19 protein-coding genes are annotated in these 17340 nt (G+C 40.8%); 3 read left to right on the forward strand and 16 right to left on the reverse strand.

What is annotated here, in order from left to right:
* Positions 1-63: 63 nt before the first annotated feature.
* From atpC to VEI_RS09565, 16 genes are all read right to left on the reverse strand, one after another.
* Positions 64-471: an ATP synthase F1 subunit epsilon gene (atpC, locus tag VEI_RS09490; protein WP_059364626.1), complete on the reverse strand. Its 408-nt coding sequence runs from the start codon at positions 469-471 to the stop codon at positions 64-66.
* A 3-nt stretch (positions 472-474) separates the two neighbouring features.
* Entirely contained in the window at positions 475-1899 is a 1425-nt protein-coding gene (gene atpD, locus VEI_RS09495; RefSeq protein ID WP_059364628.1) for a F0F1 ATP synthase subunit beta, read from the reverse strand.
* A gap of 18 nt (positions 1900-1917) precedes the next feature.
* The gene (gene atpG, locus VEI_RS09500) at positions 1918-2772 is read right to left on the reverse strand and encodes an ATP synthase F1 subunit gamma (protein ID WP_059364630.1); all 855 of its coding nucleotides are present in this window, start codon (positions 2770-2772) and stop codon (positions 1918-1920) included.
* Positions 2773-2775: 3 nt separating this feature from the next.
* On the reverse strand, positions 2776-4314 hold the full coding sequence (gene atpA / locus VEI_RS09505) for a F0F1 ATP synthase subunit alpha (RefSeq protein WP_059364632.1): 1539 nt from the start codon (positions 4312-4314) through the stop codon (positions 2776-2778).
* 10 nt (positions 4315-4324) lie between these two features.
* The gene (atpH, locus tag VEI_RS09510; protein ID WP_059364634.1) at positions 4325-4882 is read right to left on the reverse strand and encodes an ATP synthase F1 subunit delta; all 558 of its coding nucleotides are present in this window, start codon (positions 4880-4882) and stop codon (positions 4325-4327) included.
* Positions 4883-4886: 4 nt separating this feature from the next.
* Positions 4887-5384 (reverse strand): F0F1 ATP synthase subunit B, encoded by a 498-nt coding sequence (gene atpF, locus VEI_RS09515; protein WP_059364636.1) that lies wholly within the window; start codon positions 5382-5384, stop codon positions 4887-4889.
* Positions 5385-5402: 18 nt separating this feature from the next.
* Positions 5403-5630: a F0F1 ATP synthase subunit C gene (gene atpE, locus VEI_RS09520; RefSeq protein WP_005377043.1), complete on the reverse strand. Its 228-nt coding sequence runs from the start codon at positions 5628-5630 to the stop codon at positions 5403-5405.
* A 19-nt stretch (positions 5631-5649) separates the two neighbouring features.
* Positions 5650-6324, reverse strand: a complete 675-nt coding sequence (gene atpB / locus VEI_RS09525) for a F0F1 ATP synthase subunit A (protein ID WP_059364639.1) — start codon at positions 6322-6324, stop codon at positions 5650-5652.
* 230 nt (positions 6325-6554) lie between these two features.
* Complete coding sequence (locus tag VEI_RS09530) at positions 6555-6917, reverse strand: hypothetical protein (protein WP_059364640.1); 363 nt, start codon at positions 6915-6917, stop codon at positions 6555-6557.
* A gap of 10 nt (positions 6918-6927) precedes the next feature.
* Entirely contained in the window at positions 6928-7122 is a 195-nt protein-coding gene (locus VEI_RS09535; protein WP_038148240.1) for an AtpZ/AtpI family protein, read from the reverse strand.
* 1 nt (position 7123) lies between these two features.
* A complete protein-coding gene (gene wecB, locus VEI_RS09540) occupies positions 7124-8266 on the reverse strand; it encodes a non-hydrolyzing UDP-N-acetylglucosamine 2-epimerase (RefSeq protein WP_059364641.1) in 1143 nt (380 codons plus the stop codon).
* Between the two features lie 56 nt (positions 8267-8322).
* Positions 8323-9477, reverse strand: a complete 1155-nt coding sequence (locus VEI_RS09545) for a glycosyltransferase family 4 protein (protein WP_059364642.1) — start codon at positions 9475-9477, stop codon at positions 8323-8325.
* A 46-nt stretch (positions 9478-9523) separates the two neighbouring features.
* Positions 9524-10882, reverse strand: a complete 1359-nt coding sequence (locus VEI_RS09550) for a PFL family protein (protein WP_059364643.1) — start codon at positions 10880-10882, stop codon at positions 9524-9526.
* A gap of 10 nt (positions 10883-10892) precedes the next feature.
* Complete coding sequence (locus VEI_RS09555; RefSeq protein ID WP_059364644.1) at positions 10893-11168, reverse strand: ACT domain-containing protein; 276 nt, start codon at positions 11166-11168, stop codon at positions 10893-10895.
* A 146-nt stretch (positions 11169-11314) separates the two neighbouring features.
* Complete coding sequence (locus VEI_RS09560; protein ID WP_059364646.1) at positions 11315-12961, reverse strand: phosphoglucomutase; 1647 nt, start codon at positions 12959-12961, stop codon at positions 11315-11317.
* A gap of 15 nt (positions 12962-12976) precedes the next feature.
* Positions 12977-13903: a YitT family protein gene (locus VEI_RS09565; RefSeq protein ID WP_059364648.1), complete on the reverse strand. Its 927-nt coding sequence runs from the start codon at positions 13901-13903 to the stop codon at positions 12977-12979.
* A gap of 196 nt (positions 13904-14099) precedes the next feature.
* Between VEI_RS09565 and ispE the strand changes: the two genes are divergently transcribed.
* The 3 genes from ispE to VEI_RS09580 all read left to right on the forward strand — a co-directional run bounded on the left by ispE (position 14100) and on the right by VEI_RS09580 (position 17308).
* Positions 14100-14996, forward strand: coding sequence for a 4-(cytidine 5'-diphospho)-2-C-methyl-D-erythritol kinase (gene ispE, locus VEI_RS09570; RefSeq protein ID WP_059364650.1), 897 nt, complete (start codon positions 14100-14102; stop codon positions 14994-14996).
* On the forward strand, positions 14993-15688 hold the full coding sequence (locus tag VEI_RS09575) for a GntR family transcriptional regulator (RefSeq protein ID WP_059364652.1): 696 nt from the start codon (positions 14993-14995) through the stop codon (positions 15686-15688). Before ispE ends, VEI_RS09575 begins: the two co-directional genes overlap by 4 nt.
* 159 nt (positions 15689-15847) lie before the next feature.
* On the forward strand, positions 15848-17308 hold the full coding sequence (locus VEI_RS09580; protein WP_059364654.1) for an alanine/glycine:cation symporter family protein: 1461 nt from the start codon (positions 15848-15850) through the stop codon (positions 17306-17308).
* Positions 17309-17340 lie beyond the last annotated feature (32 nt).

The following is a 17340-nucleotide window of genomic DNA, read 5'->3' on the forward strand; positions in this document are numbered from 1 at the left end:
AAAAAAGCAGATATAGCATGCCTATTAGGCATGCTATATCTGCTTTTATTTGTAATTGCATAATTATATGCGTTTTGTTACTTTTAAGCGAAGCAAAGCTCGAGCTAACGCATGTTCAGCACGTTCTACATCAATATCCGGTGTCGGATTCGACAAACGACCTTCTGCACGTTCTTTTGCACGTTCCGCACGATCTATATCGATGGCTTCAGGACTTTCACAATTTGGTGTAATGATACTTACCTTATTGTTTTCAATCTCAACAAATCCACCAAAAACAGCGAAGGTTTGTTTTTTCCCTTCAGGGTCATCAATGCGTAATGGCGCCACATCAAGGGCGATAATCATAGGTGCATGATTTGGTAAAACACCAAATTCACCATCAATAGCACGTCCCACGAAAAAATTAGCTTTACCATCATATACAACCGCATCAGGTGTAATTATCGTTAGGGTCATAGGTTCCGCCATGGATTATTCCCCCTTCTCTTGCATTTCCTTTGCTTTTGCAACGGCTTCATCAATGGTACCAACCATATAGAATGCGCCTTCTGGTAAATCATCATGTTTACCATCAAGGATTTCTTTAAAGCCACGCAATGTTTCTTGTAACGGTACATACTTACCAGGAGAACCAGTAAATACCTCTGCTACGAAGAATGGTTGACTCAAGAAACGTTGGATTTTACGAGCTCGAGATACAGTCAGTTTATCTTCATCAGATAATTCTTCCATACCAAGGATTGCGATAATATCTTGTAAATCGCGATATTTTTGCAACACTTCTTGAACGCCACGAGCAACATTATAATGTTCTTCCCCTAGTACATGAGGGTCCAAAATACGGCTAGTAGAGTCAAGTGGATCCACCGCTGGATAAATACCAAGTTCAGCGATAGAACGAGACAATACAGTTGTCGCATCCAAGTGAGCAAATGTAGCTGCTGGTGCAGGGTCAGTCAAGTCATCGGCAGGTACGTATACAGCTTGTACAGAAGTAATGGAACCTTCTTTTGTAGATGTAATACGTTCTTGTAATGCACCTACGTCATTAGCCAATGTAGGTTGGTAACCTACGGCAGATGGCATACGACCTAAGAGGGCAGATACTTCAGAACCAGCTTGAATGAAACGGAAGATGTTATCGATGAACAAAAGCACGTCTTGTTTTTTTACATCACGGAAATATTCAGCCATTGTAAGGCCAGTCAAACCAACGCGCATACGAGCCCCAGGTGGTTCATTCATTTGACCATATACGAGAGCTGTTTTATTGATAACGCCGGATTCCTTCATTTCGTTCCAAAGGTCATTACCTTCACGTGTACGTTCACCTACACCGGAGAATACGGAATAGCCACCATGTTCTGTTGCCACATTGTGAATCAATTCCATAATCAATACGGTTTTACCTACTCCGGCACCGCCGAACAAACCAATTTTACCACCTTTTACATATGGTGCAATCAAGTCTACGACTTTGATACCAGTTTCAAGAATTTGTGTGTCTGGTGAAAGATCATCAAATTTAGGTGCTGGACGATGGATAGGCCATTTTTCATCAGCCACAACTGGAGCCGGATCATGGTCAACAGTTTCCCCTAACACATTAAAGATACGACCCAATACACCTTCACCAACAGGAATGGAAATTGCAGCACCCATATCTTCTGCTTCCATACCACGGGTCATACCATCAGTAGAACTCATAGCAACGCAACGAACCATATCGTCACCTAAATGTTGCATAACTTCTACTACAATTTTTTGTCTATCGTGAGCTTTATGGTCATGGTAGATGTGGATGGCGTTATAGATAGCTGGCAAATGACCAGCTTCAAAACGCACGTCTACAACTGGGCCAATGACCTGCACCACTTTCCCAATATTATTACTCATTAAGAGGTCTCTCCTTATCTATTGCAAGGCATTTGCACCGCCAACAATTTCAGAAATTTCATTAGTAATACTGGATTGACGTAACTTGTTGTATTCAAGGCCTAAGGAGCTAATGAGTTCCCCAGCATTATCGGTAGCAGATGTCATAGCTGTCATACGAGCACCTAATTCACTAGCCGCCGCTTGTAATAATCCATTATATAAAGTAATTTCTAAATATTTTGGCAATAGTGCATCCAAAACTGATGCAGGATCTGGCATGAATTCATATTCTTCACCCTTAACCTCATCATCTGGTTGCTCTAACGGTAGAATGCGCTCTGCCTGTGCAATTTGCGTCATAGAATTTACAAAACGCGTATAAATCATGATAACTTCGTCAACTTCATGACTTTCGTACATTGAAAGTGCATGTTCCATGATAGATCGCGAATGTTCGTAACTCGGTTTATCGGAAAAACCACTGTACGATTTATCAATATGATAGTGACGTGATTTCAAGCTATCCTTTGGTTTTCGTCCAGTTGTAATAATGCAATATTCATCAGGTGTTTTTTGTCCGATTTGTTCTATTGCCATTTTTAATACATTGGACGAGTAAGCCCCTGCCAAACCTTTATCAGCACCGATAACGATATAACAAGTGCGTTTTACAGGTCTAGTTTCAAGGAGAGGACTTACGTAATCTTGTAAATCACTACTGGAGATATGACGCAAGATTTGCCCTATTTTTTCTGCGTACGGCCGCGTTGCATCAGCTTTCGCTTGAGCCCTACGAAGACGAGCAGAAGCTACCATCTTCATCGCTTTTGTAATTTGTTGCGTATTGGTAACACTCTTTATGCGCTTTCGCAAATCTTGTGCACTAGCCATACATTACGCCTCCTTACGGGAAACTAATGTATGTGTAGCACCAAAGGCTTCTACACATTCTGGAATAGCTTGTTTCAACAAGTTTTCAGTTGCTTCATCAAGTTTATTTGTAGTTTCAATATTACTGATGATTTCAGGATAATTAGCACGAATAAAGCGTAATAATTCAGATTCAAAAGCTAATACATCAGCAACTTGAATATTGGCTAAGTACCCTTTTGTACCAGCATACAAATTAATAACCATTTCAGCCACACTCATTGGTTCGTATTGACCTTGTTTTAACATTTCAGTCAATCGTTCACCACGGTCTAACTGTGCTTTTGTAGCTGCATCAAGATCGGAGCCGAACTGAGCAAAAGCAGCCAATTCACGATATTGTGCAAGGTCCAAACGCAATTGGCCTGCAACTTGTTTCATCGCTTTAGTTTGCGCACTACCACCTACACGGGATACGGACAAACCAACGTCAACAGCTGGACGAATACCAGAATAGAACATATCTGTGCCCAAGAAAATTTGACCATCAGTGATGGAAATTACGTTTGTTGGAATATACGCAGATACGTCACCCGCTTGTGTTTCAATGATAGGCAACGCCGTAATTGAACCACCACCTAGTTCAGGTGATAACTTAGCAGCACGTTCTAATAGACGGCTGTGTAAGTAGAATACGTCGCCTGGATACGCTTCGCGCCCTGGTGGACGGCGTAATAATAGGGACATAGCGCGGTATGCAGCCGCTTGTTTAGTTAAGTCATCATATACACAAAGTACATGTTTACCTTTGTACATAAAATATTCGCCCATCGCAACACCTGCATATGGGGCGATATATTGTAATGGTGCCCCTGTAGAAGCACTAGCAGAAACTACGATTGTATAGTCTAATGCACCAGTTTCTTCTAATTTTTGTACTACACGAGCTACGGTAGATTCTTTTTGACCAATAGCTACATAGATACAAATAACATCTTTACCCTTTTGGTTGATGATTGTATCGAGAGCGATTGCTGTTTTACCTGTGCCACGGTCACCGATGATAAGCTCACGTTGGCCACGGCCAATCGGTACCATGGAGTCAATTGCTTTCAAACCAGTTTGTAATGGTTCATTAACAGATTGACGATCCGCAATACCAGGCGCTGGATGTTCTACAGGACGACGTTCTGTAGATTGAATAGCACCCTTGCCATCAATAGGTTGACCCAATGGGTTAACAACACGACCAATGAGGGCATCCCCTACTGGTACATCCATAATTTTGCCAGTCCGACGTACTTCGTCGCCTTCTTTAATCAAGAAGTCGTCACCAAGTAGTACGGCACCAACATTATCTAATTCCAAGTTCAAAACCAAGCCATATACGCCGTGTGGCAATTCTAACAATTCACCGGCCATGGCTCTTTCAAGACCATAAATATGGGCGATGCCATCCCCCACGTCAAGGACAGTACCCACGTCATCGACATTAAGGTCAACATCATAGTCCTGAATCTGCTGTTTGATTATAGCAGTGATTTCTTCAGGCTTCATTTTCATATATACCCATTCACCCCAATCTAATAGAGTCAGTTCGTACTAACGTTTTTTTCAATTCGTCTAAGCGACGTGCAATCGAGCCATCAATGCGTTTATCACCAATTTGAATGATAATACCACCCATGATTGTAGAATCTTGACGCATCGATATAATGACATCTTTGCCAGTCATCGCTTGTAATTTAGCTTGTACATCATCACGCAATGTATCAGTTAACGGTTCTGCTACAGTAACAATAGCCTCCAAAATTCCACGTGCTTCGCGAGATTTTTTTATGAAAGCTCTAATTGTATCTTGCAAATAACGATATCTACCACGTTTAACCATGACATACATAAAATGAAGTACTGTCTTTTCTACAGCAGTATCAAAGACCTTTCCAAGTAGAGAAATCTTTGCATCTGCTTCTACAATAGGATTATTAATAAACCCTACCAATTCTGGTTGTTCATTAAGAACAGAGGCCACATATAAAAGATTTTCTTCTGTAGTTACTAAATTACCTTGTTCTTGAGCTAGCTCTAACATAGCTGAACTGTATTTATCTGCTACAATTTCTGTGCTCATAATATCACAACCCTATCGTTTTACTATCAAGTTTCGCAATAGCGTCTTCAATTAGTTTTGTATTAGTTTCGCTGTCCATATCTTTTGCCACAACTTTAGTCGCCATTGCAACAGATAAGGAAATAACTTCGTTGCGCAAATTATTCATAGCACGATCACGTTCATTTACAATATCTTGACGAGCTCGTTCTTTCTCACGTTCAATTTGTTCACGAGCTGCTGCCAATTGTTCACGTGTAGTCGCTTCTGCTTGTTGCACCGCCTTTTCAACGATTTGTTGAGCCTCTTGGCGAGCATTTGCAATTTGCGCAGCATAATCAGCTTTGAATTGTTCCGCTTCAGTTCGAGCAGCTTGAGCATCTGCTAAATCCTTAGCAATGCGTTCTTTGCGCTCTTGCATCATAGAAACCAATGGTTTATATGCAAAGCGTGCTAAAATCCAAACTAATATAAAAAAGTTTAGCATTTGAGCAAGAATTGTCCCTAGCGTTAAATCTACCAAGGTCGTTCCTCCTCGCTATTATCTGAACAATAAAATGAAAGCAACTACTACGCCGATGATAGGCATAGCTTCGATTAAGCCGATAGCTACGAACATTGTGGACATTAATTGACCGCGCAATTCAGGTTGACGTGTAATACCTTCAATAACTTTACTAGCTACCATGCCGTCACCGATACCAGCCGCGATAGCACCACAACCTACTGCGATTGCCGCAGCTAATGCGAATAAACCTTGAACTTCCATAATAAATCCTCCATTAAAATTAATGTTCTTCACTTAATGCCATGCCTAAATAGTTGGCTGTTAGAACTGTAAAAATAAAAGCTTGAATGATACCAATAAACAAACTAAAAGCAATCCAAATCCATGGTACCGGTACGAACCAAGGCAAATTATAAAGAATTTCCAATAAAATTTCGCCGGCCACAATATTACCAAATAGACGGAAAGCTAATGTGATAGGTTTTGCTATTTCTTCAAAAATATTTAGAACTAGCATAGCCTTATAAGGCTGTAAAAAATGATTAAAATAAGATAGTCCCTTAATTTTAATTCCCATTCCCCAGACTATAAAGCTACTACACAATGCGAGTGCTGCTGTTGTATTAATATCCGCCGTAGGCGAAGTAACAGCATGTAGCGTTGGCAATAACCCAAGTTCATTACCAACAAAGATAAATAAAAAGAATGTGAATAACAATGAACTCACCATCGGCCAGTGTTTACCAAGCGTTGGCGATAATTGACCTTCTAATGCTTCCAATATAGTCTCCACTACATTTTGAACACCCGAAGGCACTAATACTCGATTTCGCGTAGCAAGCATGGAAATTATGATGACGATCGCCATCGTAATCCATGTGGCAATTAATGTATCGATATTAAACGATAACCCCAACCACTGTACTACTTGATGGTGACCTGCATGCAGTTCCACAAACTCAACCCCTTTCTCACGTAGCAATATAAATTTTATATATATCCCTATAATATATATCTATGTATTATCATACCTCTTTATAGGTATATAATCAACACTTCTAGAGTAAACAATTCATAAATTACATACCAAAAATGCATTTTACGCATTCAAAAAAATTATGTTAGAGGTATGTTTAGCCCTTATATCATGCGTTTTAACCTCATCATTCAATGTAATAAATTTTATTACTTACTTAATCGCCAAAATATGATATACAAGATAGGCTGTATAAGTACAATTGCAATGAATAAACTCTCAACTTTTACACCAGGCATTTGTAACCCTATAACGACAAATGCGCCAATCAGCGTAAATCGCCACATCATTTGACGACGCGCCTTTGCCACAGCCTGATGTGGGTTTCCATAGGCCAATCCTTTATTATGTAAACCTAATAGCACTAAATAAACCATCATGGTCAACATGCCCCACAACCAACCGAGCATATACTGATTCCATCCAACTACATATTGGATAAGTAGGCCTAAAAAGGTAACAAAAAAACAGGCCCATAGTACATGACGTATGAATTTAATGTATTGATTCATAAATACCTCACTATTTAACCTGTTTATATAACATATAAAAGCCTGTTACAGCACCGATTAAACCAAGAATAACCATGCATAATGGCATAGTATCCATCCAGGTATCCAGTTTATATCCTATCCAGATAAATCCACCGATACAAAATAGAAGGGTCAGCCCTGCCGATGTAGCCATCGCCAGAGCTTTCACCATATCCTTGTCCATATTATTTACCAAATCGATCTGGTCGATTAGCATCGCCCAAGAATTCATGACGCAAAGCTTGTAAAATCCGTTCAGATGCCTTGCCATCACCATATGGATTGACGGAATTAGACATCGTTTTATATGCCTCTTCGTCATGTAACAGCTCATATGCAGCCTTATACACGGCATCTTTATTGGTACCCACAAGACGAACTGTGCCCGCATCAACAGCTTCTGGGCGCTCTGTAGTATCACGCAATACAAGAACTGGTTTACCAAGAGCAGGCGCTTCCTCTTGAATGCCACCGGAATCAGTTAAAATCAAGTAAGACTTAGCCATTAAATTTGCAAATGGTTCATAGTCTAAAGGATCAATTAATATTACACGATCAACATCACCTAGTTCCTCTTGTACCACTTGACGTACCTTAGGATTCTTATGCACAGGAAATACCACTTGAATATCAACAAAATCATTTAGTAAATCGCGAATAGCTTGATATACGTGACGCATAGGTTCCCCTAGATTTTCACGACGATGAGTTGTAACAAGTACAGTTCTTTTATTTGAATCAAGCGCATTGATTGCGGCATCGCTAAATATGTAGTTATCTTTTACAGTTGTATCTAATGCATCAATTACAGTATTACCTGTTACATATAGATGGTCTGTATTAATATTTTCTCGTTTCAAATTCGCTTCAGAACTAGCAGTAGGAGCAAAATGATAGGTTGCCAAAGAACCGGTCAACTTGCGGTTCATTTCTTCTGGGAATGGAGAGTAAATATCACCTGTACGAAGACCAGCTTCAACATGACCTACAGGAATCTCTTGATAAAAAGATGCTAATGCACCAGCGAAAGTAGTCGTCGTATCACCATGAACGAGTACTACATCGGGTTTAGCCTCTTCTAAAACAGATTTCAACCCCATCAATGCACGATTGGTTACATCATAAAGAGTTTGACCTTGACTCATGATATTCAAATCATAATCAGGTGTAATATCAAATAAGCGCAACACTTGATCGAGCATATCCCGATGTTGTGCTGTTACAGTTACAATCGGTTCCATATCAGGTGCTGCCTCTAAGGCCTTTACAAGAGGAGCCATTTTGATTGCCTCTGGTCTAGTACCAAAGATTGTCATTACTTTTAACATTTACTCATCCTCCACGGAGTCTAATAAAAAAGGGGCGCTAAGCGCCCCTACAGTGGTTACTCTTTTTTAGAATCATCCTCTGAATGTTCTAATACTTTCGCCAATTCTTCGCGATCAAAGGAAATCGTTTCATCTAAATCGCTACGTTCAATTGTAGGGCTTGGTAATGGGTGCCCCGCCGCATCACTGTGCGTAATAACACCCAAGCGACGAGCCACATAGATACTACATAGGAAAATAGCTAAGACTAGTACGCAACCAATCCAAGCATTAACCTCTGCTACGATAACAGAAACACCGCCAAAGAGCGCTGTAACTGCATACATCATAAGCACAGCCTGTTTTTGAGATAAACCTTGTGCTAACAAACGATGATGCACATGACCTTTATCAGGTTTAAAGATAGGTCGTCCACTAATCTTACGACGTACGATAGCAAACAAAGTATCTAGTATTGGTAAACCAAGAACAATAGCGGGAACCACTAATGCTATAGTAGCCGCTGTCTTAACAGCGCCCATCACAGATATAGCAGCTAAGGTATATCCTAATAGCATTGAACCAGTATCACCCATAAATATTTTAGCGGGATTAAAATTATAACGCAAGAAACCTACAGTAGCACCAGCTAATGCTAATGCAATACAAGCTAAATCAATTTGACCTAATTGCAATGTCATAGCACATACTGCGACACAAGCGATGAAAGAAATCCCCGCCGCTAATCCATCAAGTCCATCGATAAGGTTGACGATATTCGTAAATCCTACAATCCAGAAAATCGTCAATGGAATAGCCCAGTATTTCAAATATACAACGCCACCCCATGGTAAATTGATAAAATCAACGCGAATATCATAGGCCACGAGAATAGCAGCCGCAATAATTTGCCCCATCAACTTAGTCTTTGGTTCGATTTGTCGGATATCATCCCAAATACCAACGAGTACCAAAATAACGGTACCTAGCACGAACCCAAATAATTTATGGTCATGAGGAATACTATCATTGAATAATACAGACCCCATATACCCAAGAAAAATCGCTAACCCGCCAAGGCGTGGTATAGCCCCTTGATGCACTTTACGAGCATCAGGTTTATCAATGGCCCCTACGGCAACCGCAAAGCGTTTCACCAAAGGGGTAAGTGCATAAGTTATGACGAGAGCCAACACAAAGGCCCACACATAATCAGGCACATACTCACTCATAAGTACACCTCCAACAACTCGAATTCACTAAATTCGAGGTTTCAACTTAGTTTGTTAAGCTGCGAATAGGTGCTGGGATACGACCACCACGAGCAATAAATTCAGCTGCACTATAAGGGCTTACTTCAATGATTGGCGCATAACCTAAAAGACCGCCAAATTCAACAACTTCGCCCACAGTTTTACCAGGAACTGGAATAACACGTACAGCTGTCGTTTTATTATTAATCATACCAATTGCAGATTCATCAGCGATGATTGCAGAAATTGTATCTGCTGTTGTATCACCAGGAATAGCAATCATATCTAAACCTACAGAGCATACACAAGTCATAGCCTCGAGTTTATCAAGCGATAAACTACCACAAGCTACTGCATCAATCATACCCGCATCTTCAGATACAGGAATGAAAGCACCACTCAAACCACCTACGTGAGAAGACGCCATAAGGCCGCCTTTTTTAACCGCATCATTCAAAAGAGCTAATGCAGCCGTAGTACCATGGCAACCACAAGAGGATAAACCCATTTCTTCAAGTACATGAGCTACGGAGTCACCTACTGCAGGCGTTGGTGCCAAGGACAAGTCGATAATGCCAAATGGTTTACCAAGGCGACGAGAAGCCTCTTGTGCCACCAATTGACCAACACGAGTAATTTTAAAAGCAGTGCGTTTAATCGTTTCCGCTACTACATCAAATGGTTCGCCACGAACAGCTTCAAGAGCATGTTTTACAACACCTGGGCCAGATACACCTACGGAAATAGCGCTATCACCTTCGGTTACGCCGAAGAAAGCACCTGCCATAAATGGATTATCTTCTACAGGATTACAGAAAATAACGAGCTTAGCACAACCAAGTGCATCATTATCTTTAGTAAGGTCAGCCGTCTTTTTAACGATAATGCCCATATCACGAACCGCATCCATATTGATGCCCGTTTTAGTGGAACCAACACCTACAGAACTACATACGATATCTGTAGTTGCCAATGCTTCTGGAATAGAGTCGATAAGAATGCGATCAGCCTTTGTAGCACCTTTTGTAACAAGAGCAGAAAAACCACCAATAAAGTTAACACCTACGGTTTTAGCCGCACGATCAAGTGCCTCAGCGATTGGCACATAAGATGTCAAATCACTACCACCGGCCACTAAGGAAATTGGTGTAACGGAAATACGTTTATTAATGATAGGTACACCGAACTCACGTTCAATATCTTCACCGGTCCTTACCAAGTGCTCTGCCTCTTTAGTAATGCGATCATAAATGCGGTCACATAGTTCTTTGCCAGAGCTAGATGCACATTCTAACAAGCTAATCCCCATTGTAATGGTCCGCACATCGAGCTTGTTGTCGTGAATCATCTGATTTGTTTCAAGAATATTGTCGATAGATAACATGGGCGCCTCCTTATCCTACGCGATGCATGCTAAGGAAGATATCAGCATGTTGTGCACGAATTTCTACGCCCAATGTATTACCTAGTTGAGTTAAAGCGTCTTGAATTGATGTTAAGTCCTTCGCTTCTTCTGTTTCAGTCTCACACATCATAATCATATTAAATAAACCGTCTAGAATGGTTTGATTAATAGATAAAATATTCACTTTATGTTCAGCTAATACAGTGCTAACACCTGCGATAATACCTACGCGGTCTACACCCACTACGGTAACTACTAATTTCATAAAATCACCTTTTCTGACTCACTACAAACTATGCAAATGTAAATCCATGCAAACTAAGCACATGGAAATCCATTCATTCTATAAACTATATTAATATATTATATCATATATATCACAATAACAGCGTGAAAAGTTTATGAGAATACTTACTCAGCGTCTATCTTTCCATTCAGGGCAGCATTAACGATTTCTTCTCCAGCTGTTAGCAACGCAACGAGACCTAAATCGCCTTTATAGCTTTCACCATAAATTTTGTATAAATCTTCCGTACCTGAAGGTCTTGCCACAAACCATCCTTTATCGGTTTCAACCCGGACACCATCAATTGGCATATTATTATACATTGATGTGGTACGAATACCAGTAATAGGGTCTCCATCAACCGATGTGGCAGTAATCAATTCTGCACTCAATTGTTTTAAAATTTGCTTTTGCTCTTTTTTGCACGGTGCATCGATACGACCGAAGCGTGGTTCCCCATAGTTCTCAGCAAAATCATCTGCCATTTTCAATGCAGATTTCCCCATAACAGCCATGATTTCCATGCCGAGCAAAGCCATAATGATACCATCCTTATCAGTGGTCCATACAGTTCCATCCTTCTTCAAGAAAGAGGCCCCTGCACTTTCTTCTCCACCAATACCAATGACACCATCAAATAAAAGTTGTGAGAAATATTTAAAGCCTACAGGCACTTCAAAAACCGGAATTTCAACACCTGCAGCCCATTTGTCTATCATCGTAGTACATACAACAGTTTTACCAATGCCTTTATTTTTCCATCCGCGCGTTGTAAATAAATAGCGTGCTGCCATTGTGAGAAATGAATTAGCGGAGACTAAACCACTAGATATAACAATGCCATAGCGATCATAGTCCGGATCATTACCAACGGCTAAATCAAAATCGCCAATTCTATTAATAACCGACTCCATTACATATGGAGAAGAGCAATCCATTCGCACCTTACCATCATGGTCATAGGTCATAAAACTAAAGGTTGGATCATATTCGTCATGAATAATCGTTAAATCAAGACCATATCGTTCCTTAATGGCCTTCCAATACGAAGCCCCACTACCGCCTAATGTATCAACTAAGGTCTTAGGACCAGCCGCTTTAATGGCCTCCATATTAATGACTTCGCTCAATTCCTCTACATAAAGACCTTTATAGTCATACGGAACTTGAGCCGTAGGTTCAATATTATCTACGCTAATGCGCTTGAAATTTTCACTTTCACAATAAGCAGTCAAATACTCATTCGCACGCATTTCAATCCATTTTGTAACTACCGTATCAGCAGGTCCGCCGATAATCGTGTTATATTTGATGCCCCCATTATCGGGAGGATTATGAGATGGTGTAATAATAATGCCATCCGCCTTAACATCATGTTGTATATTATAGCGAATAATAGCGCGCGACACCGATGGTGTAGGTACAAAATCCATGTCACAATCAACCATAGCTGTCACACCATTACCCGCTAACACCTCAAGCACGGTTACAAGCGCGGGTTGCGACAAAGCATGTGTATCTTGTCCTACAAACACAGGCCCCGTAGCACCAAATTGCTTACGGCCATCGCAAATAGCTTGTGTTATAGCCGCCACATGAAGATCCGTAAATGTACCATCCACGGATGTACCACGGTGCCCAGACGTACCAAAGGACACTAACTGTGTGGGATTTGTCATATCTGGAACATTGTCAAAATAGGCATCTACAATCGTTTGAATATCTATAATATCTTGTTCACGAACAGGAGTTCCTGCTAATGCATGAGCCATACTAGCCTCCTTAGATTAATTCTTATCTTTTCCTTCTATATAATTAGCATTCTCCTCACATTCTTTAACAAGATTTTCTATAGACGTCGGTACTATCGGTGTAGTAAACCCTTTGCCAATAACCTCTTGCGCATCTGTGATGAGAATGAAAGCCTCATTATCGACCTCTTCGATAGCTTCTTTCAATTTATTAACCTGTAGTAAATTAACAGCTACCATAACGATTTGCTTCGGCGTTCTTGTATACGCACCAATGCCATTAATAATCGTAGCGCCGCGACCCACCTTACTGATAACTGCATTACATACGTCATAAGTTCTGTAAGTAATGATGAAAGCTACCTTTCGTTGATTAAAGCCAATAACGACCTTATTAGTAATAATCGTATACACATAAAGCGATACCAGTGTTACCGCTACAGCTTCAAAACCAACAACCCAAATAGCGGCAGCTAAAATGATACCATTAATAGCACTATTGATAGACCCCATTTGAAGGCCGTAATATTTTCGTACAATAAGGGCTATTGGATCAAGCCCCCCCGTATTACCGCCAACTCGATAAACAATTCCAAGGCCAACCCCAGTAGTAACACCAGCCATCATAGAACTCAGTAAAGGATCAGATATGACCATATCATATTGAAGAAAGTCAAAGGCATCGACCATCCAGGACAACATAACCGTGCCATATAATGTATTGATAATGACCTTCTTACCTAGCCAATGCCAAGCGGCCCAGAAAATCGGTATGTTCAAAACTACGTTCCACGTACCAATGGATAAACCGGTAAGATAATAAAGGATAAGTCCAATCCCACTAATACCAGTACTAACCAATTTATGAGGTAGCACAAAAGCATCAAGACCGGCACCAAAGATAGCACAACCAACAGCAACCATTACACATTGGTATAGAGTATCTTTATATTTAGACCACATATAGGCCTCCCTAAATTGCTATTTCACTATAAATATTTTATAATTAACTAATTAGATATACAGCAAAAACGCGGTATATTTACATACACATACAATTTCATCATAAACTACTTAATGTATATTTTCAATCACTTTTCATCATATGTACGACCTCTACATAGATTCGTACAATATCATGTAAAACATCGAGGATTTTATGTCAAAAAGTATCGAACAACTGGGTTTTAGCAAAATCAATATCGGCCTTGCTATTACAGGCAAACGCGATGATGGCTATCACAATATCGACAGTATTTTCCAGTCCATCCGACTCGCGGATTCCATCTATTTTGCAAAACATCATTCCGTCGTATTCTCCGGTATAGCACCTGAGCTACCACAATACATTCAAGACCTCATTCCCTATGACGAACGCAACTTGGCACTAAAGGCATTGCGTGAGCTTCAAGCCTATACAGGGTGTAAGGCTGGTGCCGCCATCCATTTGTTAAAACGCGTACCTGCCGCAGCAGGTCTTGGCGGTGGCAGTGCCGATGCAGCTGCTATGTTATTAGGTCTCAACAAATTTTGGGATTTACGCCTTACAACAGATGAACTGATGACACTAGGTGCTAAACTAGGTTCAGATGTACCATTTCTATTAAAAGGTGGTACTGCTCGCGGCACAGGGCGCGGCGAAAAACTTATGTATCATTCATCCCCAGAACCTCATTGGTTATTACTTGTTAAGCCAGAAGTATCCGTATCTACTGCGGCCGCCTATGGACATTACAAGGGACAATCAAAAGCATCGTCTGACACAATTACAACTGTATTATCACACTTAAAAAATAATGATTTATATGCTGCTTTTACGAGTAGTGCCAATACCTTCGAAGAGTTGCTATTCCCTGATCACGAAGAACTCATTTCATGTAAAGAATTCTTCACAAGTCGTGGGTACCCTACTATCATGACCGGCAGCGGTCCAACTATGGTCGTTTTATTAGATAAGGCAACTCAAGCATTAGCCTTACAAGAGGAAATTAAAAACGCCGGCCATAATTGGCTTTCACTCATCACCAAAACATGCACACAGGAGGATGTTCAATGACAAAACGATTACAACCTATACGCTTAGATGCATATAAGCCATTGAGCGAAGTGGTAAGCGAAACACTACGCCAAGCCATTCAAGATGGTACCCTCAAACCTGGTGAGCGTTTGATGGAAATCCCCCTTGCCGAAGAACTCGGTGTTAGTCGTACACCGATTCGCGAAGCTATTCGCAAGCTCGAGTTGGAGGGATTTGTCGTTATGGTTCCACGACGTGGTACCTATGTAGCCAATATTTCATTAAAAGATATTACTCAAGTATTTGAAATTCGTTCAGCCCTTGAAGAATTAGCAGCAGGTCTTGCAGCAGAGCGCATTACGAGCGAAGAAATTGAAACTTTGGAGCGCATGCTTGTAGAAATTGGCGATTACATGGAAAACAAAGATATGGAAAGCGTAGTGGCCGCTGATGTGGCATTCCATGAAGTGCTCTACAAAGCGTCCCGTAACGAACGTCTAGCAGATATCGTCCATAATTTACGTGAACAAACCTATCGCTTCCGCAGTTTTTCCATGAATCAACCAGGACGCTTGCGTAAAACTTGGGAGGAACATCGTCAATTAGTAGAAGCGATTGCAGCTCATAATGCAGTGCAAGCCCGTAAACTCGCACAAATTCATATGGAACATTCCGAGCAAACCCTATTACAAGGTATGGAGAATGCTGAATCCTTCAACACTGATCTATAACCTATTCCAATACATACGAATAGATTAATATATAAACCGCATGCATGGTGCTAATTTTCTACCATATATGCGGTTTTATTATATTCTATAGAACTTTCCCTCATTTTCTGATACAATAGATACACATTTTATGATTTTATTTAGCGAAAGGTGAGTTTTATGGAAACCCTACTTAATAATGCAGTCTCCACGGTCAATACCTATCTGTGGAACTACTTAATCATCTTCATTCTCATCGGTGCAGGTCTATTCTTTACCATGACTACTGGCGCCGTACAAGTTCGTATGTTCAAGGAAATGGTGCGCCTCGTTGCATCGGGCGCAGGTTCAAAAACAGAAAAGAACCATGTTTCTTCCTTCCAAGCATTCTGTGTTAGTACCGCATCCCGCGTAGGTGTAGGTAATATCGCAGGTATCGCTATTGCCGTTGTACTTGGCGGCCCTGGTGCTGTCTTTTGGATGTGGGTGATTGCCTTCATCGGTTCCGCTACTGGTTTTATTGAAAGTACACTAGCTCAAATTTACAAGGAACCAGTTGCTAAAGGCGGTTTCTATGGCGGCCCTGCGTACTACATCCGCTACGGTCTTAACAACAAATCGCTAGCTGTTTTATTTGCTATTTTGATTAGTATTACATATGGCTGGATTTATAATTCTGTACAAGCTAATACATTAGCTGCGTCTCTTCAAATCTTTAATTTTGATGTATCCTACACAGGTGCCATTGTAGCTGCTCTTGTAGGTATTATTATCTTTGGTGGTATCCATCGCGTTGCTAAAGCATCTGAAGTTATCGTTCCAATCATGGCTGTGCTTTATATTGCTACCGCATTATTTGTAGTCCTCATGAACATTGAGCACTTCCCACATGTAATCTATACAATCATTACATCTGCCTTTGATTCAACTGCAGCAGGCGGTGGTCTCTTGGGTGCAACCATCATGAACGGTATCAAACGTGGCCTCTTCTCCAACGAAGCCGGTGAAGGTTCTGTACCAAATGCAGCAGCCACAGCAGCTGTTAATCACCCAGTTGAACAAGGACTTGTTCAAGCCTTTGGTGTATTCCTTGATACATTTATCATCTGTACTGCGTCTGCTTTTATCGTTCTCATAGTAGGCGACTATAGCACAACGGGCCTTACAGGTGTAGCCCTTGTACAACATAACCTAGCACAACAATTAGGCTCTTGGGCGCCTGCAGCAGTAGCTATTTTCATCGTTATGTTCTCCTTTAGTTCCCTTATCGGTAACTATTATTATGGGGAAATCAATATTAGCCACTTAACTGACAAAAAATATTGTCTCCATTTATTCCGTATTGGCGTAATTCTTATGACATTTGTTGGCTCTATCGCATCCCTCGACCTCGTATGGAACCTAGCCGATTTGTTCATGGCATTTTTAGTGCTCACAAATGTTAGCTCCATCGTACGTATGGGCCGCACAGCAGGTCTTGCACTCGACGATTACATCAAGCAACGTAAAGCTGGTATCGAAACACCAGTGTTCAACCGTTCTGTCCTAAATCATACCTATGGTATTGTATGGTGGGGTGACGGTCAAACTACAGACTCCTCTGTACCGGCTACACCTGTAGAAGATACAGTAGAAAAATAAAATCTATTGATTTCATGAGGATGATGAAAACG

Origin of the sequence: Veillonella tobetsuensis, from assembly GCF_001078375.1 — a bacterium.
GTDB lineage: Bacteria > Bacillota > Negativicutes > Veillonellales > Veillonellaceae > Veillonella > Veillonella tobetsuensis.

Coding starts and splice junctions, on each gene's coding strand:
- VEI_RS09535 (WP_038148240.1), bottom strand. CDS start 7,122: ATGGACAAGGATATGGTGAAAGCTCTGGCGATGGCTACATCGGCAGGG.
- atpE (WP_005377043.1), bottom strand. CDS start 5,630: ATGGAAGTTCAAGGTTTATTCGCATTAGCTGCGGCAATCGCAGTAGGT.
- atpG (WP_059364630.1), bottom strand. CDS start 2,772: ATGGCTAGTGCACAAGATTTGCGAAAGCGCATAAAGAGTGTTACCAAT.
- VEI_RS09555 (WP_059364644.1), bottom strand. CDS start 11,168: ATGAAATTAGTAGTTACCGTAGTGGGTGTAGACCGCGTAGGTATTATC.
- VEI_RS09530 (WP_059364640.1), bottom strand. CDS start 6,917: ATGAATCAATACATTAAATTCATACGTCATGTACTATGGGCCTGTTTT.
- atpC (WP_059364626.1), bottom strand. CDS start 471: ATGGCGGAACCTATGACCCTAACGATAATTACACCTGATGCGGTTGTA.
- VEI_RS09580 (WP_059364654.1), top strand. CDS start 15,848: ATGGAAACCCTACTTAATAATGCAGTCTCCACGGTCAATACCTATCTG.
- VEI_RS09575 (WP_059364652.1), top strand. CDS start 14,993: ATGACAAAACGATTACAACCTATACGCTTAGATGCATATAAGCCATTG.
- atpA (WP_059364632.1), bottom strand. CDS start 4,314: ATGAAAATGAAGCCTGAAGAAATCACTGCTATAATCAAACAGCAGATT.
- atpD (WP_059364628.1), bottom strand. CDS start 1,899: ATGAGTAATAATATTGGGAAAGTGGTGCAGGTCATTGGCCCAGTTGTA.
- VEI_RS09550 (WP_059364643.1), bottom strand. CDS start 10,882: ATGTTATCTATCGACAATATTCTTGAAACAAATCAGATGATTCACGAC.
- atpH (WP_059364634.1), bottom strand. CDS start 4,882: ATGAGCACAGAAATTGTAGCAGATAAATACAGTTCAGCTATGTTAGAG.
- wecB (WP_059364641.1), bottom strand. CDS start 8,266: ATGTTAAAAGTAATGACAATCTTTGGTACTAGACCAGAGGCAATCAAA.
- ispE (WP_059364650.1), top strand. CDS start 14,100: ATGTCAAAAAGTATCGAACAACTGGGTTTTAGCAAAATCAATATCGGC.
- VEI_RS09560 (WP_059364646.1), bottom strand. CDS start 12,961: ATGGCTCATGCATTAGCAGGAACTCCTGTTCGTGAACAAGATATTATA.
- VEI_RS09545 (WP_059364642.1), bottom strand. CDS start 9,477: ATGAGTGAGTATGTGCCTGATTATGTGTGGGCCTTTGTGTTGGCTCTC.
- VEI_RS09565 (WP_059364648.1), bottom strand. CDS start 13,903: ATGTGGTCTAAATATAAAGATACTCTATACCAATGTGTAATGGTTGCT.